The sequence below is a fragment of the Corynebacterium sp. NPDC060344 genome (assembly GCF_042725215.1).
Lineage (GTDB): Bacteria > Actinomycetota > Actinomycetes > Mycobacteriales > Mycobacteriaceae > Corynebacterium.
The window spans coordinates 59,995-85,085 of the sequence record NZ_JBHXCS010000007.1 but is presented as its reverse complement, the minus strand read 5'-3'; the positions used below and the strand labels follow the sequence as shown (position 1 = coordinate 85,085).

The window sequence follows — 25,091 nt, the reverse complement described above, 5'->3', positions numbered from 1 at the left end:
TCTCCTGCTGTCGGGTCAGCTCGGGCGCGAGCCCAGCTCGACGGTGACCTTGCGGTCGATGCGGCCGAAGTTGTAGTACGCCGCGCACGCGCCCTCCGGCGAGACCATGCACGTGCCGATCGGCGTATCCGGCGTGCACGCGGTGCCGAACACGCGGCACTCCCACGGCTTGATCCGCCCGGTCAGGACGGACCCGCATTCGCAGGCCACGGGGTCGGGGATCAGCGCGCCGGGGACGGTGAAGCGCTTTTCCGCGTCCCACTGCGCGTACTCCTCCGCGATGCCCAGGCCGGAGTCGTCGAGCCAGCCCAGCCCGCGCCATTCGAACCGGTCGCGGACGGTGAACACGCGGTCGAGCAGCGCTTCTGCCGCAGGATTGCCCTCGGCCCGGACCACGCGGGCGTACTGGTTGCCCACGGTCGCCCGGCCCTCCGCGACGTCGCCGGAGACGAATTGCTCCACGAGCATCGCCACCGACTGCAGCACGTCGAGCGGTTCGAAGCCGGCGACGACGCACGGCATGCCGAACTCGCCGGGCAGGAAATCGAACGCCTTCGTGCCCACCACCGTGGCCACGTGGCCCGGGCCGATGAACCCGTCGACGCCCGTCTCCCCGCCGTCGACGATCGCGCGCAGCGGGGGCTCGATGGTGACGTGATTGGAGAACACCGAGAAGTTCGGGATTGCTTTGCGACGCGCAGCCTCCAACGTCACCGCCGTCGACGGCGCAGTTGTCTCGAATCCCACGGCGAAGAAGACGACGTGCTTGTCGGGGTTGTCCTCCGCCATCTTCAGCGCGTCCAGCGGCGAGTACACGAAGCGGACGTCCGCGCCCCTCGCGCGGGCGTCGAGAAGCGACCCGTCCGAGCCCGGCACCCGCATCATGTCACCGAAGGTGGTCAGGATGACGTCGTCCTGCGCCGCCAGCCACAGCGCATCGTCCACCCGGCCCATGGGGATCACGCACACCGGGCAACCCGGGCCGTGGACCAGCTCGATGTTCTCCGGCAGGAGATTCTCCAGGCCATAGCGGTAAATGGTGTGCGTGTGGCCGCCGCAGACCTCCATCAGCGAAATCGACCGCTCCAGCTTCGCCGCGTTGGCCTCGATGGCCCGCAGCAGCTTCTTCGCGGCCTCCGGGTCCCGGAATTCATCGACGTACTTCATGGCGCTCCCCCGCTCATTCGATCCGGCTGGTGGTGAAGGAATCGACTTCGTCGGCCAACACGTCCCCGCCGAGCCGTTCGATCTGCGTCAACGTCTGGGCTGCTTCTTCCTCGTCGATCTTGCTCAGCGCGAAACCGACGTGGACGAGCACCCAATCGCCGACGGCCAGCTCTTCGTCGAGAAGCAGATCCGTGGCGATCATCCGCTCGACCCCGCTGATCGCGACTTTCGCGCGGGCGGGATCCGGGATCTCGACGATCTGGGCGGGAATGCCGAGGCACATGACGTTCTCCACGCTTTCTTCCGGGTGACTGCCGGGGACTGGCCGGGCTACGGATCCGACATTACAACCTCGCCCGGATCGGCCGGCCCGCGCCCGGGCGCCACACGGACCGGGTGAACGCAGGTAAACTTCTGTGACGACCATCACAACGAAGCACGGCCCACAGGGAGACACCATGCGACTGCGCACCACCACCCGCACGACCGCCGCCGCGCTCGGCACCGCCACCCTCGGACTCGGCCTCGTGGCCTGCGCCGACGGCGGATTCAACCTCGGCGGCGACGCCACGACCGAGACCACCACCGTCACCGAATCCGCGGCCGCCGGAACGTCGGAAAGCAATGAGTCGGATACCAGCACGTCGGCCGCCGCTGACGACGAGGGCTTCGCCACCGCGGCCCTGAAGACCGCCGACGGCGACGACGCCGGCACCGTGACCTTCGCCGAGGACGGCGACATGGTCACCGTCACCGTCGAGGCCCGCGACCTCGAGCCCGGCTTCCGCGGCTTCCACATCCACGGCACCGGAAAGTGCGAGCCGGACAGCGAATCCCCCGACGGCGACAAGACCGGCGACTTCCTCTCCGCGGGCGGCCACCTCACCGGCGACGCCGACGCCGAGGGCCACGGCAACCCCGATGGCTCCACCGGCCACGCCGGCGACATGCCGCCACTGCTGGTCGGCGAGGACGGCACCGCGACCATGGAGTTCACCACGGACCGGCTGACCCGCGACCTGCTCGTCGACGACGACGGCTCCGCCGTCATGGTCCACTCCAAGCCGGACAACTTCGCCAACGTCCCCGAGCGCTACGCACCCGACGGCCCGGACGCGGACACGAAGAAGACCGGCGACGCCGGCGACCGCACCCTGTGCGGCGTGGTGGAGGAATCCAACTAACGTCGCGCCACGAGCGCGGGCGGAATCGATTCGGGACGGGGACGGTTACCCTGTTCCGTCATGACCACCGACACCGCCGCCGCGCCGCAGGCCCGATGGGATGAGCTGCTCACCGCGCTGGAGCAGGACCGCGGGATAGTGACGCTCACCGTGGAGCGCCTGCGGGCCTCCGTGCCCGGGTACGACGTCGTGCCCACCGAGGCGCTCGCGGCGTCGGCGCGGCGGAATCTGGAGCTGAGCATCCGGACGATCCGCAACGGCGGCGAGCCCTCCCCGGAGGGCGTGCCCGAAGCCGACGCGCTGGCCATCGAACGGCTCGGGCAGGGCGTGTCCCTGGGCAACGTGCTCTGCGGTTTCCGCACGTCGATGACCGTGATCCTGCAGCGGCTCATCGAGCTCGCGCCCGCGTCCGGCATCCCGTCGGACCAGGTGCTGGAATGCTCGACGCTGCTGTGGTCCCTCGGCGACGTCTTCTCCACCCGCGCCACCGCCGTGTACCGCGACCGCGAGATCGCCCGGGCGGTGGCGGACTCGACCCGGCGCTCGGCGTGGATCGGCGCCGCCGTGTCCGACTCCATGGACGCGGCCGAATTGATGAGGGGCGCGGCCGCCTACGACGTGCCCGCGGACGTCCCCGTCCGGGCGCTCGCCGCCCCCGCCCGGCCGCGGTCCGGCCACGCCGGCGAGCGCGAGATTCACAAGTGGGCCCATGCCGCGGGCGTGCGCGCGCTGACGGCCGTGCGCTCCAACATGATCGTGGGCATCCTCGTCGGGGACGTCGACGAGTCCGCGCCGGAGCCCGGCCAAACCATCGCGCTCGGCGAGCCGGCGCTGCTCGCCGACCTGCCGCGCTCCTTCGAGGGAGCGTCGGTCGCCCTGCGCGCCGCCGATGCCGTGGGGGCGAGCCGGCTAGTGGACCTGGAGCGCCTGTCCTGGCGGATGGGCGTCCACGCCAGCCCCGCCACCACCGACCTGCTCCGCCACCGCTACCTGTCGCCGCTCGACGGCGCCGGAGCCATCCGGGAGGACATCATCGAATCGGTGCGCGCCTACCTGCGCAACCGCATGAGCATCCCGGCCGCCGCCGCATCGATCCCGGTCCACGCGAACACGCTGCGCTACCGGCTGCGGCGCTTTTCCGAGCTGACCGGCGCCGACCTCGGCGACGTGGAGCACCTCATCGAGGTGTCGTGGGCGCTGGCGTCGATGGGCCCCTCCCGCCGATGAACTTCGTAGCGGGATACGAATTTCACGCCGAAACATTGAACGCCGCGATGTAGCGCGGGCCACATGCGCCGGGACATCCTGATCAGCGTCGCCCGGCGCGAGTGACCCGCATCACCTCCTGAAGATGCGGGCGCCGCACCGGGGACCCCAGTCCCTTCCCCCACAAGGAGGCGCCCATGATCCTCGGGATCATCGGAATCCTGCTGTCCCTCGCGCTGTTGATCACCCTCGCCTACCGCGGCGTCCCGGTGATCATCGCGGCGCCCATCTCGTCGATCGTCGCGCTGCTGTTCTCCGGCGCACCGATCCTGGCGTCGTACACCGAGATCTTCATGCCGGCGATGGCGAAGTTCATCGGCAGCTACTTCCCGGTGTTCCTCACCGGCGCGATCTTCGGCATCCTCATGACGGTCACCGGCTACGCCAAGTCCATCGCCACCACGGTCACCTCGTGGGTCGGCGCGGGCGGCGCGATCGCGGCGACCGTCATCACCTCGGCGCTGATGACGTACGGCGGAATCAGCCTCTTCGTGGTCGCCTTCGTCATGTACCCGCTGGCCCGCGAGCTCTTCCGCGCGGCGGACATCCCGCGCCGGCTGATCCCGGCGACGATCGCGCTGGGCATCTTCACCTTCACCATGACGGCGCTGCCGGGCACGCCCCAGGTGCAGAACATCATCCCCGGCCAGTTCTTCGGCACCGGCTCCTTCGCCGGCGTCGCCGTGGGCCTGGTCGGCTCGGCGGGCATCCTGGCCTTCGGCATGGCCTGGCTGGAATACCGGCGCCGGGCGATGGCCCGCGGCGGCGAGACCTTCTCCGCCGCCCACCACGCCATCGACGATGCCGCCGGTTCCGGGGCCGGTGGGACGGCCCCCGCGCACTCCGGCGACGCTCTGTCCCCGCCGAACCGCTGGGTGCCGTTCCTGCCGCTGTTCACGGTCTTCGCGGTCAACTTCCTGTGCACCCTGGTCATCTTCCCGGCCATGGACTGGGGATATCTCGCGGACGAGAAGTACGGCTCCATCGAGTTGTCCGCCCGCGCGGCGCTGTGGGCGGTCCTCGTCGGCATCGTCGCCGCGATCCTGGTCATCCTCGCGCTCAACGTCCGGCACCGCCGGAAGCTGGCCGGGGCGTTCGCCGATGGCGCGAAGCAGTCGATGCTCCCCGCCTTCAGCACGGCCTCGGAGGTCGGCTACGGCGCCGTCGTCGCCTCGGTCGCGGCGTTCGCGCTGGTGCGCGACTCAATCTTCAACATGGGCGCCAATGCCGTGATCACCTCGGTGGTCACCATCTCCATCACGGCCGGCCTGACGGGGTCGTCGTCCGGCGGCATGACCATCGCCCTCAATGCCCTGGGCGAGGAACTGCGCGCGATGGCCGAGGCCGACGGCACGAGCCTCGAGGTGATGCACCGCCTCACCGCCATGGCCGCCGGCGGCCTGGACACGCTGCCGCATTCGGGAGCGGTGGTCACGCTGCTCATCGTCTGCGGGCTCACTCACCGGCAGTCGTACAAGGACGTCGCCATGATCACCATGGTCGGCCCCGTCCTCGTCGTCGCGCTGCTCGTCGCCGCGGTCTCCCTCGGCGCCTTCTAAATCAACCACCAACCAGACAGGACCACGCATGGCACGCATCCCCCTCGATCCGAACCGACTGGACCTCTCCGGCCGCCGGGCCCTCGTCACCGGGGCGGCGTCCGGCATCGGCGCCGCCTGCGCGCGGGCCTTCGCCAGGGCGGGCGCCCACGTCACCGTCTGCGACATCGACGGCGACACGGCCCGCTCGCTTGCCGACGGCATCGGCGGCGACACCTGGGCCCTCGATCTCTCCGACACCGCCGCGCTCGAGGACATCCGGCTCGACGTCGACATCCTGGTGAACAACGCGGGCATCCAGCGCATCGCCCCCATCCACGAGTTCGACCCGGCCGCGTGGCGCCTGATCCACCGCCTCATGGTCGAGTCGCCGTTCCTGCTCACCCGCGCGGCGCTGCCCGCCATGTACGAGCGCGGCTTCGGGCGCATCATCAACATCTCGTCCATCCACGGGTCCCGCGCCAGCGCCTTCAAGTCGGCGTACGTGTCCGCCAAGCATGCGCTGGAGGGCTTCTCCAAGGTCACCGCCCTCGAGGGCGCGCCCCACGGCGTGACGTCCAACTGCATCGAGCCGGCGTACGTGCGCACGCCGCTCGTCGAAAAGCAGATCGCCGACCAAGCCGACATCCACGGCATCGCCCCCGAGGAGGTCGTGGAGAAGATCATGCTCACCGAATCGGCCGTCAAGCGCCTGGTGGAGCCGGAGGAGGTCGCGTCGCTGGCGACGTGGCTGGCCTCGGGCCATTCGGGCATGGTCACCGGCGCGTCCTACACCATCGACGGCGGATGGACGGCGAGCTGATGGCACTGGACAAGACCATCGCCACCGCGGCCGAGGCCGTCGCCGGCATCCCCGACGGGGCGTCGATTGCCGTGGGCGGCTTCGGAGTCTGCGGCAACCCGATCGCCCTCATCGAGGCCCTGCTCGAGCGCGGCACCCGCGACCTGTCCATCGTCTCCAACAACTGCGGCATCGACGACTGGGGGCTGGGCAAGCTGCTCGACGCGAAGCGGATCCGGAAGATGACCTCGTCTTACGTCGGCGAGAACCGCGAGTTCGCGCGCCAGTACCTCGAGGGCGAGCTCGAGGTGGAGCTGGTGCCGCAGGGCACGCTCGCGGAGAAGCTGCGGGCCGGCGGCGCGGGCATCGCCGCGTTCTACACCCGCACCGGCGTGGGCACGCAGGTCGCCGACGGCGGCATCCCGATGCTTTACGACGCCACGGGCACCGTGGCCCGCGCTTCGGCCCCGAAGGAGATCCGCGCCTTCGCCACCCATCACCGCCAGCCCGTCGATTACGTCCTCGAGGAGTCGATCGTCACCGACTTCGCGCTGGTCCACGCAGCCCGCGGCGACCGGCACGGCAACCTGGTGTTCAACAAGGCCGCACGCCAATTCGGCCCACCGGCGGCCATGGCCGGGCGCGTCTGCATCGCCCAGGTCGAGGAGCTCGTCGAGCCCGGCGAGATCGACCCCGACCACGTCCATCTGCCCGGCGTGTACGTGCACATGATCGTGGAGGTCGGGCACGACGTCGACAAGCGAATCGAGAAGGTGACCGTCCGATGACCGGCTGGACCCGCGACCAGATGGCGGCCCGCGCCGCCGCCGAGCTGCCCGATGGGGCCTACGTCAACCTGGGCATCGGCATGCCGACGCTGGTGCCCAACCACATCCCCGAGGGCCGCACCGTGGTCCTGCAGTCGGAAAACGGCATCCTCGGCGTGGGCCCCTACCCCACCCGCGACGCCGTCGACCCGGACCTGATCAACGCGGGCAAGGAGACGGTGACCACGCTGCCGGGGGCGTCGTTCTTCGACTCCGCCGAGAGCTTCGCCATGATCCGCGGCGGCAAGATCGACGTCGCGGTGCTCGGCGCCATGCAGGTCGCCGACAACGGCGACCTGGCCAATTGGATGGTGCCCGGGAAGATGGTCAAGGGCATGGGCGGCGCGATGGACCTGGTCCACGGCGCCGGCCGCGTGATCGTGCTCATGGAGCACGTGGCCAAGGACGGCTCGCCCAAGATCGTCGAGCGGTGCACGCTGCCGCTGACCGGGCGCGACATCGTCGATCGGATCATCACGGACCTCGCCGTCATCGACGTCGACCGGTCCGGCACGCGCCCCCGCCTGCGCCTGGTCGAGACCGCGCCCGGGGTCGGCGCCGACCACGTGCGATCGGTGACGGCCGCCGAGCTCTAGCCCGCCGGCACCGCGTGCAGCGGTGCCGCCGCCTCGGCGATCACGTGGTCGCCGATGGCGAAGCGGGCCGGGCCGTGCTCGCGGGCAAGGAGCTTTTCGACGTCCCCGCCCCCACCCGCGAGCAGCCCGTACATGGTGGAGTGGCCGGAGTACTCGACGCTCGTGACCTCCGCGGGCACGCCCGCGGCCCCCGCTTCCCCACCGGCGCGGAGCACGACGTGTTCGGGGCGGACGACGACGGACGCCGGGGCGTCGTCACGCGGAACCGCAAGACGTGCCCGCCCCAACCGGCACGTGACCCCCGCGCCACCCGGCTCGGCGTGGCCGCGCAACAGCGAGCACGTGCCCACGAAACCGGCCACCCACGCGGTGGCGGGGCGGGCGTAGACCTCCTGCGGGACATCGCACTGGACCACGCGGCCCGCATCGACGACCGCGACGCGATCGGCGGTGGACAGGGCCTCGTCCTGATCGTGGGTGACCAGCAGGCCCGTCGCGCCGTGGGCGGCGAGGATGTCGCGGACCTCGCCGCGCAGGCGGGTGCGCAGGGACGCGTCGAGGGCGGAGAACGGCTCGTCGAGCAGCACCAGATCCGGCTCCGGGGCCAGCGCCCGCGCCAGCGACACCCGCTGGGCCTGGCCGCCCGACAACTCCGACGGCATGCGGTGGGCGAGCTCCGGGATGCCGACGACCTCGAGCAGCTCCATCACCCGGTCGGGGACGCGGCGGCCGCGGCGCGTGAACGGCAGGCGCGGCAGGCGGCGGCCGAGGCCGAAACCGACGTTGTCGGCGACGTCGAGATGCGGGAACAGCGACGCATCCTGCGGCACCAGCCCCACCCGGCGGCGCTCCGGCGGCACGCCCGACGGGCCGTCGACCACGCGGCGGCCCGCCAAATCGACGGTGCCCGCGGTGGCGGGCATGAGGCCGGCCAGCACCCGCAGCAGCGTCGTCTTGCCGCAGCCGCTGGGGCCGAGGACCGCCAACAGCTCGCCTTCGGGGACGTCGAGGGTGACGTCGTGGAGCACCGGTGCGTCGGCGGCGCCGCGGACGGCGCCCGGGTAACCGGCGCACAGGCCGGCGACGGAAAGGGCGGGAGCTGCGGCGGTGGTGGACGAGGCTGTCATCGCGTTCCTCCGGGGTTGCGGGCGAGCACCAGTGCGGGCACGGCGGCGGCCGCGATGAGCATCAGGGCATACGGGGCCGCCGCGCCGTAGGCGGCGATGTCGGACAACTGCCACAGGCGCGTGGCCAGGGTATCCACGCCGGTCGGGCGCATCATCAGGGTGGCGGGCAATTCCTTCATCACCGTCAGCGCCACCAGCATCGCGCCGGCCGCGATGCCCGGCCACGACAGGGCGCCGGTGACCTCCACCCACGTGCGCGACGGCGAGCGGCCGAGCGTGCGCGCGGCGTCCTCCAGCGACACCGGGACCTGCGCGATCGACGTGCGCACCGAGCCCATGGCCTTGGGCACGAAGAGGATGCCGTAGGCGATGACCAGCAGTCCCAGGGTCTGGTACAGCGCCGGGACGACGGCCAGCGCCAGGTAGACCATGGACAGGCCCAGCACGATGCCGGGCAGCCCGTGGCCGAGGAACGTCGCGGCCTCCAGGCCGGACACGGCCCGCGAGCGGCGGCGGGCGGCGAGGATGCCGATCGGCAACGCCAGCAGCGTCGCCACCGCCGCGCCGGCGAAGCCGAGGAGCACCGTCGTCCGCGCCGCGGCGAGCATGCGCTCGGTCTCGATCTCATGGCCGGCGACGCTGCGCGCCAGACGATCGAGCAGCACGTAGACGGGGACGCCGACGGAGGAGACGAAGACCGTCGCCAAGCCGAGACAGGCCCCCGCCTGGCCCATCGGCGACAGCCGGACCGGCGGTGCGTGATCCCCGCGCACGCGGATCGCCGTGGCCGGGCGGCGCAGCGCGCGCTCGCAGGCGACGACGATGAGCGCCATGACCACCAGCAGCAGCGACAGCACCATCGCGAGCTCGCGGTTGAAGGTGCCGGCGAAGGCGGTCTGCACCGCCGGGGTGAGCGTCGGGTAGCGCATGATGGCCACGACGCCGAACTCGGAAATCGCGTACAGCGCCACCAGCAGCGCACCGGCGCCGGCGGCCGGGGCGATCTGCGGCAGCGTCATGGTCAGGAACGCGCGCAGCGGGCCGAGGCCCAGCGTCCGCGCGACGTCCTCCACCGCCGTGTCCGCCCTGCGCAGCGCCGCGGCGACCGGCAGGGTGACGTACGGCGTGGTCACCAGGACCAGCACCAGCAGCGAACCCCAGTACCCGCGCAGCGGCGTGGCGCTGACCCACGCCAGTCCCGCCACATACGACGGGATGGCCAACGGCAGGCACGCCGCCACCTGCCACCAGCGGCGGCCCACCAGATTCGTGCGCACCAGCGCGAACGCCGTGGGCACGCCCACCAGCAACGTGCCCGCCACCGCACCGGCCGCCAGCGCCAGCGTGTTGCCCGTCAACCGCAGCGTCCGCGGGCGCAGCAGCGCATCCGCGATGCGGTCACCGGGAGCGGCCAGCGCCTCCGACAGCAGGAACACCAGTGGCGTCGCCACCACCGCGACGGTGAGCAGCGCCAGCGTCAGCAGGACGGGATTGGAGCCGGCCGTGCCCCTGCCCCGGAAACGCCGAAACGGCCGACGCGCGGATGCGCGGCGGCCGACGGTGGCGGGAGCGGGGATCAATTGACGGTCAGACCGGCCTCGTCGATGAGGGCGGCGGTCTCCTCGACCGTGCCGAGCTGCGACAGGTCGACGTCCGGGACCTTCAGCGAATCCAGGGCGGGCACGCCCTCCGGGCCCTCGACGCCGTCGACGAGCGGGTACTCGTAGGTCTCGTCGGCGAAGTACTTCTGGCCGGCGTCGGAAAGCAGGAACTCGACGAACTTCTTCGCGTCCTCGCGATCCGCACCGCCGGTGAGGATGCCCGCACCGGTGGCGTTGACCAGCGCGGCCAGGTCGCCGTCGGCGCCGAACTTCAGCTGCGCGCGCATGTTGTCGGCGCCCTGCTCGGCGGCGGCGGAGTACCAGTAGTAGTGGTTGATCAGGCCGACCTCGGCCTCGCCGGTGTTCACGGCCTCGAGGACGTCACCGTTCTTTTCGTACGTCTTCGGCTCGTTGGCGGCGAGCTTCTCCAGCCACTCGCGGGCGGCGTCCTCGCCCTCGGCCACGCGCATGGCGGTGACGAAGGACAGGAAGGAGGCGTTGCCCGGGGCGACGGCGATCTTGCCCTTCCACTTCGGGTCGACCATGTCGGCGGCGGTCGCCGGGGCGTCGGCCTCGTCGACGGTGTCCTTGTCGTAGGCCACCACGCGGGCGCGGCCGGTGACGCCGACCCACTTGCCCTCCTCGGAGGAGAAGCCGGCCGGGACCTTGTCCATCAGGTCCTTCGGCATGTCGGCGAGCATGCCCTTGTCCTGCAGCAGGCCGAGCGCGCCGGCCTCCTGGGAGAAGAAGACGTGCGCCGGGGTGTTGTCGCCCTCGGTGAGCAGCAGCTGGGCCTGCTCGGAGGTCTTGCCGTAGCGGACCTCGGCGTCGATGCCGGTTTCCTCCTCGAAGTCCTCGATCAGCGGCGCGACCAGGTCCTCGCTGCGGCCGGAGTAGATGACCAGCGGGCCATCGGCGGGCGACGAGCCCTGGCCGGCGGCGGTGGTGTCGTCGTCCGTGCCGCAGGCGACCAGGCCGGCGGCGAGACCGCAGACCGCGACGGCGGCGGCGGTCAGGCGCGTGGTGAAGCGCATCAAAGAACCTCTTTTACGGTGGAGTCGGTGGTGTCGGTGGCAGTGCTGGAAGTGCTGGACATGCCGGACGCGGTGTCGTTGCACCGGCAGTGCAAAAATTGAACAGCGTCCAGCAAGCCGAAGTAAGGCTAACCTGAAGCCATTCATCTTGCCAAGGGCCCTGCACGGAACCCCCACGGGATATTCCGCCCGGTCATCGCCTCACCCCGGAACTGGCATCGACCTGGACTTTCGCCAACGCTTCCTTGCATGGCACGTGCACAGATAGGACAACCCCCGCACTCCTCGGGGGAGATGCGGGGGTACCCCGTTGGTCGGCGGACCAGAAGAATCTCCGGTTTAGAGGATGTCCCCGGGTGCGTAGGCCGCGGCCTCGGGATGCTTCTCGACGAGCTCGTTCACCCGCGCCACCACACGATCGACCTGGGATTCCGCGGCGCCGATGAAGGCGTGGCGGTCGGCCAGCGCGGCGCGCAGGCCCTCCTCGTCGAGCGGGATGCGGGAGTCGGCGGCGAGACGCTCGACGAGCGACTGCTCGGCGCCCTTTTCGCGCATGTCCAGGGCGGATCCGACGGCGTGCTCCTTGATGACCTCGTGGGCCTCTTCGCGGCCGACGCCGGCGCGCACGCAGGCCATGAGCACCTTCGTGGAGGCCAGGAACGGCAGGTAGCGCTCCAGCTCGCGGTCGATCATGGCCGGGAACGCACCGAACTCGTCGAGGACGGTGAGGAAGGTCTCGAACATGCCGTCCATGGCGAAGAACGCATCCGGCAGCGCGACGCGGCGGACCACGGAGCAGGAGACGTCGCCCTCGTTCCACTGGTTGCCGGCGAGCTCGGAGAGCATGGTCATGTAACCGCGCAGGATGACCTGGAAGCCGGTGACGCGCTCGCACGAACGGGCGTTCATCTTGTGCGGCATGGCCGAGGATCCAACCTGGCCTTCCTTGAAGCCCTCGGTGACGATCTCATTGCCCGCCATCAGGCGGATGGTGGTGGCCAGCGACGACGGGCCGGCGCCGAGCTCGACGAGCGCGGACAGCGCGTCGAAGTCGAGGGTGCGCGGGTAGACCTGGCCGACGGAGTCGAAGACGCGGGAGAAGCCGAGGCCCTCGGCGATCTCGGTTTCCAGCGAGGCCAGCGCGGCCTCGTCGCCGTCGAGCAGATCCAACATGTCCTGCGCGGTGCCCATCGGGCCCTTGATGCCGCGCAGCGGGTAGCGATCGATGAGCCCCTCGACGCGCTCGATGCCCAGCAGCATCTCGTCGGCGGCCGACGCGAAGCGCTTGCCCAGCGTGGTGGCCTGCGCGGCGACGTTGTGGGAGCGGCCCGCCATGACCAGCGACTGGTACGCGGCGGCCTTCTCGGCGGTGCGGGCGGCGACGGCGACGGCCTTGTCGCGCACGGCCCGCAGCGACTGGAGGATCTGCAGCTGCTCGACGTTCTCCGTCAGATCGCGGCTGGTCATGCCCTTGTGGATGTGCTCCGTGCCCGCCAGGGCGCAGAACTCCTCGATGCGGGCCTTCACGTCATGGCGCGTGACGCGCTCGCGCTCGGCGATGGAGTCGAGGTCCACCTGGTCGATGACGGCCTCGTACTTTTCCACGGTGCCCTCCGGCACCTCGATGCCGCGCGCCGCCTGCGCCTTGAGCACGGCGATCCACAGCCGCCGCTCCAGGATGATCTTGTGCTCGGGGCTCCACAGTTCCGCGAGGTCCGCGGACGCGTAGCGGTTTGCCAGGACGTTTGCGATCTTCTTCTTGTTGGCCACGGACCCAAGTATTCCACGAGCCCCGGATCGCGCGGATTACCGCCCGGTGAATTCCCCGATCCGCCGGCACGCCTCCGCCATGTCCTCCGTCGACCCGGCGAAGCACAGGCGAACCCAGTGGTGACCTGCGGCGGTGTCGAAGTCGATGCCCGGCGCGACGGCGACCCCGGTGGCGTCGAGAAGCTGCCGCGCCCACGTCAGCGAGTCGTCCGTCAGGTGCGACACGTCGGCGTATATGTAGAAGCCCCCGTCCGGCGGGGCGAAGGTGCCCAAGCCGGCCTCGGGCAGGCGCTCGATGAGCAGCTCGCGGTTGGCGGCGTAGCGGCGCACGTGCCCGTCGAGCTCGGCGATGGACTCCGGGTGAAACGCCTCGATCGCCGCGAACTGCGACACCGCCGGCGGGCACACGGTCAGGTTTGCCGCCAGCCGGTCGCACGGGCCGCGCAGCCATTCGGGGATGATCAGCCAGCCGACGCGCCACCCCGTCATCGAGTGGTACTTGCTCACCGAGCCCACGACGACGGCGGCGTCGCTGAACTCCCGGGCGCTGACGCACTCGCGGCCGAAGGAAATGCCGTGGTAGATCTCGTCGCTGACCAGCAGGACGTCGTTGGCCTCGCACCAGCGGGCGATCCGGCCGAGCTCGTCGCCGTCGATGATCGTGCCCGTCGGGTTGTCCGGGCTGGTGACGATCACCGCCCTCGGCACCCGCTCCAGCCCCTCCAGCAGTTCGACGGTGAGCTGGAACCGCGTTTCCGGCCCGCAGTCGATCTCGACGACGTTGGCCCCGAGCGCGCCGAGCGTGTTCCGGTACGCCGGGTAGCCGGGCCGCGCCAGCACGATGTCGTCGCCGGGATCCAGCGCCGCCAGGAACAGGGTGACGAACCCTCCCGACGATCCCGTCGTCACCACCACATCCTCGGGCGCCACCTGCGGCGCCACCTGCCCGGCTCCCCCGCGCAGCCCCATCCGCCGGTTGTGGTCGTCGGCGATGGCCCGCTTGAGCTCGGGAATCCCCGTCGCCTCGGTGTACCCCAGGATCTGCGCCCCCACCGCATCCCGCACGGCCTCCAGCGCCCGCCGCGGCGCAGGCGTCGACGGCTGCCCCGCGCACAGGAACAGCGCGTCACCGTGGCTGCGCTGCCTTTCCTGCGCCGCCGCCAGCACGTCCATGACATGGAACGGGGCAACGGCCGAGCGCGTCGAAGGCATCATGGCCCCAGCTTATCCATGCTTTACGACGCCCCCGCGCCCAGACCTTCCGACCTGTGCGCGGGGGCGTCGCAAAGCAGAAGCGGCGCGTGCCGCACCCGCCTAGCCGGGGATGGTGATGCGGCCCTCCACCGCCGGCAGCGCGATGTCCGTGCGGTAATGCGACCCGTCGAGGCCCAGGGTCGGCAGCACCGCGTACGCGCGCTCGCGGGCCTGCTCCAGCGTGTCGCCGACGCCGACGACGTTGAGCACGCGGCCACCTGCGGAAACGATGGTGCCGTCGGCGTCGAGCGCCGTGCCGGCGTGGAGCACGCCCTCGTCCTCGCGGCCCGGCTGCGCACCCGTGACGGCGTCGCCCGTGCGGGTGTCCTGCGGGTAACCGTGGGCCGCGAGCACCACCGTCAAGGCGTACCCGTCGCGCCACTGCAGCTCGGGCTGCTCGGCCAGCGTGCCCGTTGCCGCGGCGTGGAGGACCTGGGCCAGCGGCGACTCGAGCAGCGCCAGCACCGCCTGCGTCTCCGGGTCACCGAAACGGCAATTGAACTCGACCACCGACGGGCCATCCGCGCCCCACGCCAGCCCCGCATAAAGAAGGCCCTGGAACGGGCAGCCGCGCTCGACCATCTCCTTGGCCACCGGCACGCAGACCTCGTCGACGATGCGCTGCACGCCGTCGGCCGGCAGCCACTCCAGCGGGGCGTAGGCGCCCATGCCGCCGGTGTTGGGGCCCTCGTCGTTGTCGCCGACGCGCTTGTGGTCCTGCGCCGGCTGCAGCGGCACGACCGTTTCGCCGTCGACCAGGCAGAACAGGCTGACCTCGGGGCCATCGAGGAAGGACTCCAGCAGCACCGGGTTGCCCGCGGCGAGGACATCGGCGGCATGCGCCCGGGCCTCCGCGCGGTCCGGCGTGACCACGACGCCCTTGCCCGCGGCCAAACCATCGTCCTTGACCACCCAGGTCGGGCCGAAACGGTCGATGGCCGCATCGATGTCGGCGTCCGAGGCGCCCGGCTGGATCGCCTCGGCGTGGGCGGTCTTGACGTTCGCCGCCGCCATGACGTCCTTCGCGAACGCCTTCGACCCCTCGATGCGCGCGGCATCCTTGTTCGGCCCGAACACCGCGTAGCCCTTGTCGCGCAGCGCGTCGCCCACGCCCGCGACCAGCGGAACCTCCGGGCCGATGACGACCAGGTCCGGGGCGATCTCATCGGCCAGCGCCACGCACGCGGCGGGGTCGTCGACCTTCACCGGATGCATCGTGGCCAACTCGGACATGCCGGCATTGCCCGGCGCGACGTGCAGATCGGACTCGCCGACCTGCGGGTCCTTGCTCATGGAATGGAGGAGGGCGTGCTCGCGGGCACCGGAACCGATAACGAGGATGCGCATGCCCGCGATTCTACGCACCAGGTCGCGGCCCACATTTCGCACCACCCCATTGCTTTGCGACGTCCACCTCCACCCCATTCCGCCCCTCCTCTCCCGGCGGCCGGTGAGTGCAGGGCCTGAATGTGCGGCGTCCTTTTCTTCTGGCCGCCCGCGCACGCTCCCTCCCCCATGCGCGGCGCGGGCGGCCGATCTCGCGGGGGTGAGCGGTGCCCGATTCCCGCATCCGGCGGAATGCCCCCATCGTTCCCGGATGCCGGTCGGGCCTTCGGTTGCCGCGCTCTCCCCTCGCGCCGACCGTCCGGTGCCCGGTATGCCGGGTCCGATGCTCGGTCGATTGCCGGGGACAGCGCTGCAATTCCCCCCGAAGCGCGGGTGCGTCCCCTCCCCCTCGTCCCCGCCGAACACCACCGTGACCACCATGTTTCGGGGCCCGGCCGTGTCCGGCGGGGGCGATTCGCACCCTTCGCGGCCCTCTTACCTCGACCGCCCCACGGGCTCACCCCGCGGACAATTTTCGCCAGGGCGATTAATCCGCGCATCCGATCGGAGCGGTCGATTACCCCCGCTTTACAGTCGACCGCCCGCGCCCTTGCCACGCCACCCTTGCGCAATAATCGATGATCGCCATCCGCGCACGTCAAGCCCCGAACTGGCGCAGTTTCGGTGCGGTTTCCATGGATTTCCCGAAGAACCCGCCCGTGCGGACACCCCCGAAATCGGTAATCGCTTTCGTTTCCAGTTCACATCCGTCACACCGGAAATCAATCGGATGATCGAAAAAGTGGGGCGCGGGACGTCGTAAAGCACGCGAATCGAGGCCTGAAAATTCGGCCGAAAATTACCCCCGTTCCGCGAATGTCACGAATGTGATTCGCCGATCCCGGCCCTCTTCCCCGCGCACCGGCCGCACTCCCCACGCCACCCTCAACCCTCCCCGCACCAACTCCTCAACCCTCCTCCCCCCAACTCCCCAACCCTCCGCCGGCACCCCGCGCGCCAACTCCCAGCAACTCCCCAAGCCTCCCCGCACCAACCCAGACCCCTCCGCCGGCACCCCGCGCGCGAACGTTCTGCCCCGAGTCGCGCCAAGCTCTCGCCGACCCGTGCCCATCGAGCCGCCCAGCCACCTCACGTGCCCTCCGCGAGCCCCTCCCGAGGCGCGACCCAGACCATCCGACGACCCTGAAAACGCCTGAATTCAATTTCCGAGTTTTCGTGCGCCCCTTAACGGTCACGAAAACTCTGAACTTGAAGAAAAGCACCCTTCAAAATTCAACCTCAGAGCATCGGTGCCCCTCCGGATCACCATGAAGTGCAGGAAATTGAATCCGTTGAGCTCTCCAATCGTTCTATGTGAAGCCCTAAGTGGAGCACATGCCGAAAATCGCGCGTGAAGGCCCCGCAACGGCATTAACCCCTCGCATCGAACGTTCGGTCGAGGGCGAGCCGACAGTCCGGCACAGCGCCATACGGCGAGCTTCGCGTTTTCGAACCGCAGAAATGGTCACTACCAGCGTCGACGCGGTCGCCAATCCGCGCCTCGACACCGCCCCGATCACGAGAACCAGCGATTGACGATCCTCCGTGCCGCCTCGACGGTCTTGTTGCGGCGCCATGCGAGATCCCGCGCCCGCTCGGCGTCGATGCGTCGGCGATGCTGCTCGATGCGCTCGAGGAGCTGGTCGAAATCGCGGAACACGTCGAGGATCGTCACCTCGATGATGGTCCAGCCGACCTCGCGCAGCTCGTTGACGCGCTGTGCATCGGCGCGCCGCGCTTCGGCGTCCTGCCAATGCCCCTGCCCGAGAAACTCGAGGTCGATGCGGTAGTCGGGATCCCCCAGGTCAACCCACCTTTTTCCGCTCGCGACGTTCACCATGAACTGCGGCACCCATTGCCCCTGCCCGGCGCGCCGGAGCTTGGTGCGCAGGAGGCTCTCGGGCCGCGACTCGGCGCGCCAGTCGGCCCAGTCCAGCAGTTCGCGCATGCGTTTCGCACCCGCCCGACGGCTACTGCCGGCCCACGTGCGCAGCTGATCGCCGATGCCCCAGGCGCGGAGAGCGCCGTCGAGGAAGGCGATGGCCTCGTCGTCAGGCAGGGCGGCCACGCAGTCGATGGTGACGTCGACGACCGACGCGATCGGGATGCTCACCTCCGCACCTCCACCATTCGCGCTGCCACCCTTCGCGCCTGCTGCCGCGGCATCGATGGACAGCACACATCGTTCGGTCCCGTGGACGGGCCGCCGGCTGCTCGTGATGACGGTGATCCCGTCGCCCTGACCGCCGGCAGCGGCACGTTTCGACGCCTCCGCTGGCACACGGGGCACGAGCACGATCTCGGGCACGCACGCGGCGACCCACGGATGCCCCCAGGCGCGGGCGGCGGTCGCGCCGGACAGTGTCGCCGACGGCCGCGCTCGCACTTCCGCCAGCGCCGTGACCTGCGGCGTCACGTCGACGTCGCGCGGCAGGTACATCCCTTGCCGCACGCGGGTCCACGATCGTTCGGCGCCAATGCCGTGCCCGGCGATCATCTCGGCGCGCGTGCGCGGCACGGTCCACGGTGGCGGCGGCCAGGTCCGGGGCACCTCATCATTGCTTGACGACGCCACCCTCCCACCCCCTTCGCCCACACCGCTCCTTCGGTCATCCCCGACCGCCGGTTCCCCCGCCGCCGAATTCCCCATTGCCCTCTCCCCCATGGTCGTGTCCCCCACTCCGTGTCTTCCCGCGGTGCGCTCCCCGCCCCTGCACCAGTGTCGCCGAAGGCGGGGATGGAGGGCGGTGGTGGAGGAGGTGGGCGTCGTCAAGCTGTGGAGAACCCGGGCCCTGTGCACAACCTTTCCCCTGCGGGTCATCCGGGTTGGCCGCTACCCTGGGCGGCATGAGCACCGTCTTCACGAAGATCATCAACGGCGAACTGCCCGGCCGCTTCGTCTACCGCGACGAGAAGGTGGTCGCGTTCCTGACCATCGAACCCGTCGCCTACGGCCACACGCTGGTCATTCCCGTCGAGGAAGTGGACAAGTGGACCGACGCCGACCCGGCACTGTGGGCACACTTGAACGAGGTCGCGCAGAAGGTGGGCAAGGCCGTCGTCGAGGCGTTCGACGCCCCGCGCGCCGCCTACCTCATCGCCGGCTTCGAGGTGCCGCACGCCCACATCCACGTCTTCCCGGCGTCGGACATGAGCGGCTACGACTTCTCCACCATCGACCGCGACCCCGACCCCGCGAAAATGGACGAGGCCGCCGACAAGCTCCGCGCCGCACTGGGAACCACGGACCTGGCGTAATGGCCGACGACACCCCGCAAGTCCCCTACGCCACGTACCGCACGCGGCGCGGGATCTTCGAGGACGACTGGCGCGCGACGCTGTCGCCGAAACGCCCGTGGCCGATCGTGCTCATCCACGGCACCGGCCACGCCAAGGGCGTGTGGGAGGACCTCGGCGCCGAGCTGCGCAAGGACGGTTGGGCGGTGTTCGCCCCGGACTACGGGTACCGGGCGACGGGGCCGCTGACGGACTCGATGGACCAGCTGGCGGCGTACATCCGGCAGGTGCTGGTGGCCACCGGCGGCCGGCGGGCGATCATCGTCGGGCATTCGCAGGGCGGTCTGCTGGCGACGCTGCTGTCGTTCCGCGACCCCCAGTTCACCCGCCACGTCGTGTGCCTGGCGGCGCCGAACCACGGGACGTCGCTGGGCGGGGTGGCGGCGGGGCTGCTGAAGATCCCGGGCACGAAGTCGCTGGTCAACAACTTCGTGCAGTCGTATTGGGGGCAGTCGGGCATCGAGCAGCTGACGGGCTCGCCGCTGCTGGAGGACATCGCGCGCCGCGACGTCACGGCGCCGGGCGTGACGTACACGTGCATCGCCAGCCGCACGGATCAGCTGATCAGCCCGCCGTCGTCGTGTTTCCTCGACGATGGCGGCAGCGGGGCGGTCGACAACATCTGGGTGCAGGACCGTTTCCCGCAGGCGGTGGTCATGCATGAGCACGTCGCCACCGACCGCCGCGTCCGGGCGCTGGTGCGCGAGCAGCTGTTGCAGCTGGTCAACGAGTCGTTCTCGGGCGGCGCGTTCGTCGCAGACGGGGATGACGGCGACGGTGACGGCGGGGCCGGCGGCTCGCGAGGCGGCTCCAGCTCGGATGCCCGCGCGGATGCGGCACGCGAGGAGCTCGGCGAAGAGGGCCTCCTCGACGGAGTCGGTGCCGGTGGCGGCAGCGGGGATAACGGCAACGGCGACGATGACGCCGCGAACCTCACCAGCTTCGCCTCCCTGCTGTCGGCGTTCATGTACCGGGAGGGTTTCTCCGATTGGGCCGAGCGCGCCGGCCTGTCGGGCCTGCAGCAGCTGGCGGAGTCGAAGGGCAACGGCACCAAGTTCAAGTGGGGCCGCGGCGGTGACGATGACACAGAGCTTGACGACGACACCGCCACCTCAAGCAGCGCCCCCTCGAAGCGCGACGCCACCACTGACGCCCCCAACGAAACCGACGCCCCCGAGCAGTGAAGCCCCTGCTGCTGAAGTTCCCGCCGACGGGGTTCATCCCCGCCGGGGTGCTCGACGTGGGAGGCCCGCCCGACCATCCAGCGCCCGACCACCCAACGCCCCCTCCCGCCCCGCCGGTGGTCTGCCTCCACGGGACGGTCGCCAACGGCGGCAATTGGGGTGCGCTGGCGGAGGGGTTGTTGGGCGGGGGAAGGGTCGTCGTCACGCCGACCTACGGTGATCGCGGCACGGCGCCGCTGGCCGCGAATCTGGCGGAGGTCACCGGCATCGTTCGCGCGACGCTGCGGGCCACGGGCGCCGATCGCGTGGATCTGGTCGGGCATTCGCAGGGCGGCCTGCTGGCGGGGCTGATGGTCGCGGGGATGCTGCGGGGCCGGCCGGTGCTGGGGGACGGTCCCGTGCTTGACGACGCCTCCGTCCGCCGCGTCATCTGCCTTTCCGGTTCGCACCGTGGCGTGCGCGGGCCGCGCGGGGTGCCGATGCCGCTGGTCAGGGCGACGTTCGGGCCGGCGCTGGCCGATCAGATGAGGCTGCGCGACGAACTGCTCGCCGGCGATGGCGGCGTGCCGGAGGTGGTGCGGGCCGCGCGTGAGTTCCCCGATGCGGCGCTGCCGCAGTGGTTCGACCTGATCACCGACGCCGACCGCATCGTGCCCGGCGACTGCGCGCTGACGCCGGACGAGTATCCGGGCGCCACCGTCATCAGGCTGGAGGAGCGCCTCGGCCGCGGAGTGCCCCACCACCGGCAGCCCCACGATCGCGGCGTCGCCGCACTGATCGCGGAGCTGCTGGGCTGAGTTTCTTGAGCTGAGCTACTCCCCTCCGCCTTCCCCTACGGCCGCGGGATGTTGCGCAGGTTGGCCCGGGCGAGCTCGACCATCTTGCCCACGCCGCCGTCGAGGACGGTGCGCACGGACGCCTTGGTGAACCCGGCGACCTGCTCCAGCGAAATCTCCGGCGGCATCGACAGCGCGTCGGGGTCGGTGACCACGTCGACGAGCACGGGCCCGTCGTGGGACAGCGCGTCGGCGAGCTGCTGGCGCAGCCGCTTCGGGTCGGTGATGCGCACCGACCGCATGCCCAGGGCGGAGGCGACGGCGGCGTAGTCGACGTCGTCGTGGTCGGTGCCGTAGTCGGGCATGCCCTCGACGAGCATCTCCAGCTTGACCATGCCCAGCGAGGAGTTGTTGAACACCACCGTCTTCACCGGCAGCCCGGAGCGCCGCACGGTGAGCAGTTCGCCGAGCAGCATGGCCAGGCCGCCGTCGCCGGACATCGAAATGACCTGTCGGCCGCGGTCGGGCGCCTGCGCGCCGATGGCGTGCGGCAGCGCGTTGGCCATGGTGCCGTGGCGCCACGACCCGAGGACGCGGCGGCGGCCGTTCGGGGTGATGTAGCGGGCGGCCCACACGTTGCACATGCCGGTGTCGACGGTGAACACGGCGTCGTCGTCGGCAAGCTCGTCGAGGACGCGGGCGACGTACTCCGGGTGGATGGGCGTCTTGTCCTCGACGTCGTGGGTATAGGCCTCGATGACGTGCTCGAGTTCGCGCTCGTGGTGGCGCAGCATCTTGACCAGGAAGTCGTCGTTCTTCTCGGCGACCAGCGGCAGCAGGGCGCGGACGGTTTCGCCGACGTCGCCGTGCACGGGATGCGCCACGGTGGTGCGGCGGCCGAGGTTGGCGGCGTTGGCGTCGATCTGCGCGACGTTGTCGCTCGGCAGGAAATCCGTGTACGGGAAGTCGGTGCCGATCATGATGAGCAGGTCGGAGTCGTCCATCGCCTTCTGCAGCCCGCCGTAGCCGAGCAGCCCGGACATGCCCACGTCGTGCGGGTTGTCGTGCTGGATGATCTCCTTGCCGCCGAGCGAATGCCCGACCGGCGCCTTGAGCCTGCGCGCCAGCTCCAGGACATCATCGCGAGCACCGGCGGCGCCCGCGCCGACCACGAAGGTCACCGTCTCCGCGTCGTTGATGGCCCGGGCCAGGTCGTCGACCTGGGACGGGTCCGGCTTGACGACGCCCCCGGCCGCCACCACCTTCGACCCCAGCGCGGGAGCGGCCACGGCATCCTCCGACGCGAGATCACCGGGCATGACCAGCACGGACACGCCATTGCCGGCCATCGTCGACTGGATGGCGCCGTGCAGGATCTTCGCGCCCTGCTCCGCGGAGTTGACCATCTCGCAGTAGCCCGAGCACTCCTGGAAGATGAGCTCGGGGTGGGTCTCCTGGAAGAAGGAGGAGCCGATCATGGGCGATGGGATGTGCGAGGCGATGGCCAGGACTTTGGCGCCGTTGCGGTGGGCGTCGTAAAGCCCCTGGATCAGGTGCGTGTTGCCGGGGCCGCACGACGCCGCGCACACGGCGAGCTCGCCGGTGATCAGCGATTCGGCGCCGGCCGCGAAGGCGGCGGACTCCTCGTTGTGGACGTGGATCCACTCGATGTCGTCGTTGAGGCGCACCGCGTCGACGACCGGGTTGAGGCTGTCGCCCACCAGCCCGTAAATGCGGCGCACCCCCTGCGCCGCCAGCGTCTCCACCAACTGCCGCGCGTAATTGCCCTTCATCCCGCTCACGCCGAACCACCTTCCGTCGTTCATCTGCTGCCGTCGTGCGCCGCCGAAACCGGCCAACGATGGTGACCGCGATTCAACGGTGTTCGCCACGGTACTCCCGGCGGCGGGGCGGTGCAGGCGGGCGTCAGTACTTGCCCAGCGACTCCCGGGCCTCGACGACCTCGGCGCGCAGCGACATCGCCGCGGCCGAGGGGCGCTCGGCGGTGAGCGCCTCGATGACGACGCCCGGCAGGCCGGCGGCGCGGTAATCGTCGACGGTCACCTCGCCCAGGTCGAGCACCCCGTCGAGCCAGGCGACGGCGCGGGCCTCGGGGCGCACGCACCGGCGGGCGACGCGCTCGTGCTCGGTGAGGCGCTCGCGGTGCTCCGGTCCGCGCAGCCCCAGCCGGGCGAGGGTGCGGCCGGCGGCGATGAGGTTGGAGCCGGCGACGTGCTCGATCTGCGCCGGATTCGCCGGCGGCTTGCCGATCCCCCGCGCCCGCACGTACAGGTCCTGCTGCCCGATGCCCACGATCCCGCCATCGCGGTCGCGGATGACGGAGGTGTAGGGCACGACCGTGGAAAACCCGCCCTTGGTCTCGTCGAGGATCTGCGCGATGAGCTCGTCGGAGGCCTCGACCTCCAGGTAGGCGCCGCGGCGGCCGGGCTGGATGTACTCGAAGGAGCCGGTGCGGGTCCAGGCCTCGTAACGGTCGACGCCCAGGCGCTGCATGACCAGCGTGCCGAAGAGCACGTCGGTCATGGAGAACAGCGTGCCGCCGAAGGCCGCGCCGTGCATGTTCGCGTTGAGGCGGTTGAGCCGCAGGTCCAGGCGGCCGCGCGACCAGTCGTCCGCGATGTGCGTGATGCGGATGCCCATCGCCGCCAGCGGCGGCCACGCGTTGAGCAGGTGGCGCAGGCGATTCGGCGTCAGCGACGTCCCCGCGGCGTTGACGAGGGTGCGGCGAAGAGACGGTCCTATTTTCATGCCTACCAACACTAGGCGGCGCAACCGCGCGCCGCTGCAGTGGGGCGGACGGAGTTGTTCCTGCGGAGACGGCCGGACCTTACAGCGCCTTCGGGGCCTCGCCGAGTTCCTCGAGGACGGCGAGGATGCGGATGCGCAGGTCGTCGCGAAGCAGCCGGTACCTGTCCACGCCCTCCACGCCGTCGTCGGCGGGGTCGCGGATGTCCCAGCGCTGCGTGTCGACGTCCGGCGCGACGTGGTCCGAGACGTCGATGTTGCCGAGGATGACCACCACGTCCGCGCGGTCGGCCAGCGACGGCGTCAACTGCAGCGGATCACCGTCGCAGCGGGCGCCGATCTCGGCGCAGGCCCGGCGCGCATCCTCGTCGACGCCGCGGTGGCCGGGATCGACGTCGATGCCCGCGGAATACACGGTCACATCCGGCGCGACGTGGCGCGTCAGGCCCTCGGCGATGCGCGACATCCCCATGTTCGCCCCACTGACGTACAATATCTCCGACATTCGCCACCCTGCCTTCCCTGTTCCCGCACGGGCGCACGGCGGCGCCACGGCAATGGAGGGAGCGGCGCCTTGCAGAGGCCCTCGAGCGCCCCTCCGACATCGCCCCCAGCATAGGTGCTTTTGTCCGGGGGAGCATCCGCGCGGTGCGGGGAGTGGCCAAGGAGTGGCTAGGGAGCGGCCGACCAGAGCGTGACCAGCGAGCCGTCGTCGCCGGTGCAGCGCAGCACCTTCTCGGCGACCGGGCGGCACTGGTAGCCGCGGTCGGACACCGTGATGTCGCGGGAGGTCCCCAGCAGGTCGCCGCCCGGATCGCCGAGCACGAGCGCGCCCATGACGCGGAACGCCTCGCCGCACAGGCGGTCCGCCTCCGCGCGGGTCGCCTCGCCGTCGGCGCCGGCCGCCAGGGTCACGCCGACGTGGCTGAGCCCCAGACCATTGCCGGTGGCGCAGACCAGGACGTCCTCGCCCTCGATCTCGACGACGTCGCCGCGCACGGCGTAGCCGGTGCGGCCACTGCTCTTGCCCGCCTCCGGGGACGGCGCCTCGGCGTCGGCGTCGGCGGCCTCGGACGTGTCGGCAGTGGTGGCGCCGGCGCCATCCGCGGAGCGGTCCACAGCGTCCTCGCCCGCGCCCGTCTCGCCATCTTCGGGGGCCGGCTCATCGCGCCCCGACGACGACCCCAGCGACCCGGAGCCCAGCGACGCCGAGCCGAAGAACGCCGACTCGTACGCGATGTCCGTGGCCCCGTCGCCCGATCCGGCCACGGCGGCGCCGGCGAAGAACCCTCCCCCGGCGAGCACGAGCGCGCCCAGCGCCGCGCCGGCGACGGTGGTCGCTTTGCGACGACGCCGTCCGCCCCGGGCATCGTCGGCCGGAATGGTCATCGACTGCCTGGCGAAAGTGTGGTCCGACATGCGCCCTCCCGGGAACTCGTCTTGTGCGGGACGCCGTCGGGGCGCCCCATTGAGCACATGCCATCATACTCCACAATTGGGACGCATGGGACTGATG

22 protein-coding genes are annotated in these 25,091 nt (G+C 70.8%); 9 read left to right on the top strand and 13 right to left on the bottom strand.

From position 1 onward, the window contains the following. Positions 1–15: 15 nt before the first annotated feature. Positions 16–1,167: a hydrogenase formation protein HypD gene (hypD, locus tag ACFWGD_RS09600; protein ID WP_377778443.1), complete on the bottom strand. Its 1,152-nt coding sequence runs from the start codon at positions 1,165–1,167 to the stop codon at positions 16–18. Between the two features lie 13 nt (positions 1,168–1,180). After that, entirely contained in the window at positions 1,181–1,450 is a 270-nt protein-coding gene (locus ACFWGD_RS09595) for a HypC/HybG/HupF family hydrogenase formation chaperone (protein ID WP_377778530.1), read from the bottom strand. 175 nt (positions 1,451–1,625) lie between these two features. Between ACFWGD_RS09595 and ACFWGD_RS09590 the strand changes: the two genes are divergently transcribed. The 6 genes from ACFWGD_RS09590 to ACFWGD_RS09565 all read left to right on the top strand — a co-directional run bounded on the left by ACFWGD_RS09590 (position 1,626) and on the right by ACFWGD_RS09565 (position 7,380). Beyond that, the gene (locus ACFWGD_RS09590; protein ID WP_377778442.1) at positions 1,626–2,351 is read left to right on the top strand and encodes a superoxide dismutase family protein; all 726 of its coding nucleotides are present in this window, start codon (positions 1,626–1,628) and stop codon (positions 2,349–2,351) included. Between the two features lie 60 nt (positions 2,352–2,411). After that, entirely contained in the window at positions 2,412–3,578 is a 1,167-nt protein-coding gene (locus ACFWGD_RS09585; protein ID WP_377778441.1) for a PucR family transcriptional regulator, read from the top strand. A gap of 176 nt (positions 3,579–3,754) precedes the next feature. Further along, a complete protein-coding gene (locus ACFWGD_RS09580; protein ID WP_377778440.1) occupies positions 3,755–5,176 on the top strand; it encodes a GntP family permease in 1,422 nt (473 codons plus the stop codon). A 28-nt stretch (positions 5,177–5,204) separates the two neighbouring features. Then, complete coding sequence (locus ACFWGD_RS09575; protein ID WP_377778439.1) at positions 5,205–5,978, top strand: 3-hydroxybutyrate dehydrogenase; 774 nt, start codon at positions 5,205–5,207, stop codon at positions 5,976–5,978. Next, on the top strand, positions 5,963–6,745 hold the full coding sequence (locus tag ACFWGD_RS09570; protein WP_377778438.1) for a CoA transferase subunit A: 783 nt from the start codon (positions 5,963–5,965) through the stop codon (positions 6,743–6,745). The genes ACFWGD_RS09575 and ACFWGD_RS09570 overlap by 16 nt, the downstream gene beginning before the upstream one ends. Next, positions 6,742–7,380, top strand: coding sequence for a CoA transferase subunit B (locus ACFWGD_RS09565; protein WP_377778437.1), 639 nt, complete (start codon positions 6,742–6,744; stop codon positions 7,378–7,380). The genes ACFWGD_RS09570 and ACFWGD_RS09565 overlap by 4 nt, the downstream gene beginning before the upstream one ends. On the opposite strand, the gene ACFWGD_RS09560 is transcribed toward ACFWGD_RS09565, so the two are convergent. The 7 genes from ACFWGD_RS09560 to ACFWGD_RS09530 form a co-directional block, all read right to left on the bottom strand. Continuing rightward, positions 7,377–8,507: an ABC transporter ATP-binding protein gene (locus tag ACFWGD_RS09560; protein WP_377778436.1), complete on the bottom strand. Its 1,131-nt coding sequence runs from the start codon at positions 8,505–8,507 to the stop codon at positions 7,377–7,379. The genes ACFWGD_RS09565 and ACFWGD_RS09560 overlap by 4 nt on opposite strands. Next, positions 8,504–10,087 (bottom strand): ABC transporter permease, encoded by a 1,584-nt coding sequence (locus ACFWGD_RS09555; protein WP_377778434.1) that lies wholly within the window; start codon positions 10,085–10,087, stop codon positions 8,504–8,506. Before ACFWGD_RS09555 ends, ACFWGD_RS09560 begins: the two co-directional genes overlap by 4 nt. Beyond that, the gene (locus ACFWGD_RS09550; protein ID WP_377778433.1) at positions 10,084–11,142 is read right to left on the bottom strand and encodes an iron ABC transporter substrate-binding protein; all 1,059 of its coding nucleotides are present in this window, start codon (positions 11,140–11,142) and stop codon (positions 10,084–10,086) included. Before ACFWGD_RS09550 ends, ACFWGD_RS09555 begins: the two co-directional genes overlap by 4 nt. 339 nt (positions 11,143–11,481) lie before the next feature. Beyond that, on the bottom strand, positions 11,482–12,912 hold the full coding sequence (gene purB / locus ACFWGD_RS09545; RefSeq protein WP_377778432.1) for an adenylosuccinate lyase: 1,431 nt from the start codon (positions 12,910–12,912) through the stop codon (positions 11,482–11,484). 36 nt (positions 12,913–12,948) lie between these two features. After that, entirely contained in the window at positions 12,949–14,127 is a 1,179-nt protein-coding gene (locus ACFWGD_RS09540; RefSeq protein WP_377778431.1) for a pyridoxal phosphate-dependent aminotransferase, read from the bottom strand. A 99-nt stretch (positions 14,128–14,226) separates the two neighbouring features. Continuing rightward, on the bottom strand, positions 14,227–15,513 hold the full coding sequence (gene purD, locus ACFWGD_RS09535; protein ID WP_377778430.1) for a phosphoribosylamine--glycine ligase: 1,287 nt from the start codon (positions 15,511–15,513) through the stop codon (positions 14,227–14,229). A gap of 1,555 nt (positions 15,514–17,068) precedes the next feature. Continuing rightward, positions 17,069–18,148, bottom strand: a complete 1,080-nt coding sequence (locus ACFWGD_RS09530; RefSeq protein ID WP_377778429.1) for a hypothetical protein — start codon at positions 18,146–18,148, stop codon at positions 17,069–17,071. Positions 18,149–18,399: 251 nt separating this feature from the next. Here ACFWGD_RS09530 and ACFWGD_RS09525 point away from each other — a divergent pair, with 251 nt between their 5' ends. From ACFWGD_RS09525 to ACFWGD_RS09515, 3 genes are read left to right on the top strand one after another with little or no spacing between them, the layout of a single operon-like run. After that, complete coding sequence (locus tag ACFWGD_RS09525) at positions 18,400–18,810, top strand: HIT family protein (RefSeq protein WP_377778428.1); 411 nt, start codon at positions 18,400–18,402, stop codon at positions 18,808–18,810. Continuing rightward, positions 18,810–20,033: an esterase/lipase family protein gene (locus ACFWGD_RS09520; RefSeq protein WP_377778427.1), complete on the top strand. Its 1,224-nt coding sequence runs from the start codon at positions 18,810–18,812 to the stop codon at positions 20,031–20,033. The genes ACFWGD_RS09525 and ACFWGD_RS09520 overlap by 1 nt, the downstream gene beginning before the upstream one ends. Next, a complete protein-coding gene (locus tag ACFWGD_RS09515; protein ID WP_377778426.1) occupies positions 20,030–20,830 on the top strand; it encodes an esterase/lipase family protein in 801 nt (266 codons plus the stop codon). The genes ACFWGD_RS09520 and ACFWGD_RS09515 overlap by 4 nt, the downstream gene beginning before the upstream one ends. A 35-nt stretch (positions 20,831–20,865) precedes the next feature. Here ACFWGD_RS09515 and ACFWGD_RS09510 read toward each other — a convergent pair whose 3' ends face one another. The 4 genes from ACFWGD_RS09510 to ACFWGD_RS09495 all read right to left on the bottom strand — a co-directional run bounded on the left by ACFWGD_RS09510 (position 20,866) and on the right by ACFWGD_RS09495 (position 24,994). Continuing rightward, positions 20,866–22,602 (bottom strand): pyruvate dehydrogenase, encoded by a 1,737-nt coding sequence (locus tag ACFWGD_RS09510; RefSeq protein WP_377778529.1) that lies wholly within the window; start codon positions 22,600–22,602, stop codon positions 20,866–20,868. Positions 22,603–22,735: 133 nt separating this feature from the next. Then, complete coding sequence (locus ACFWGD_RS09505; RefSeq protein WP_377778425.1) at positions 22,736–23,578, bottom strand: PaaI family thioesterase; 843 nt, start codon at positions 23,576–23,578, stop codon at positions 22,736–22,738. 79 nt (positions 23,579–23,657) lie between these two features. After that, positions 23,658–24,080, bottom strand: coding sequence for a low molecular weight phosphatase family protein (locus tag ACFWGD_RS09500; protein ID WP_377778424.1), 423 nt, complete (start codon positions 24,078–24,080; stop codon positions 23,658–23,660). A gap of 167 nt (positions 24,081–24,247) precedes the next feature. Continuing rightward, positions 24,248–24,994: a hypothetical protein gene (locus tag ACFWGD_RS09495; protein WP_377778423.1), complete on the bottom strand. Its 747-nt coding sequence runs from the start codon at positions 24,992–24,994 to the stop codon at positions 24,248–24,250. Positions 24,995–25,091: the final 97 nt, after the last annotated feature.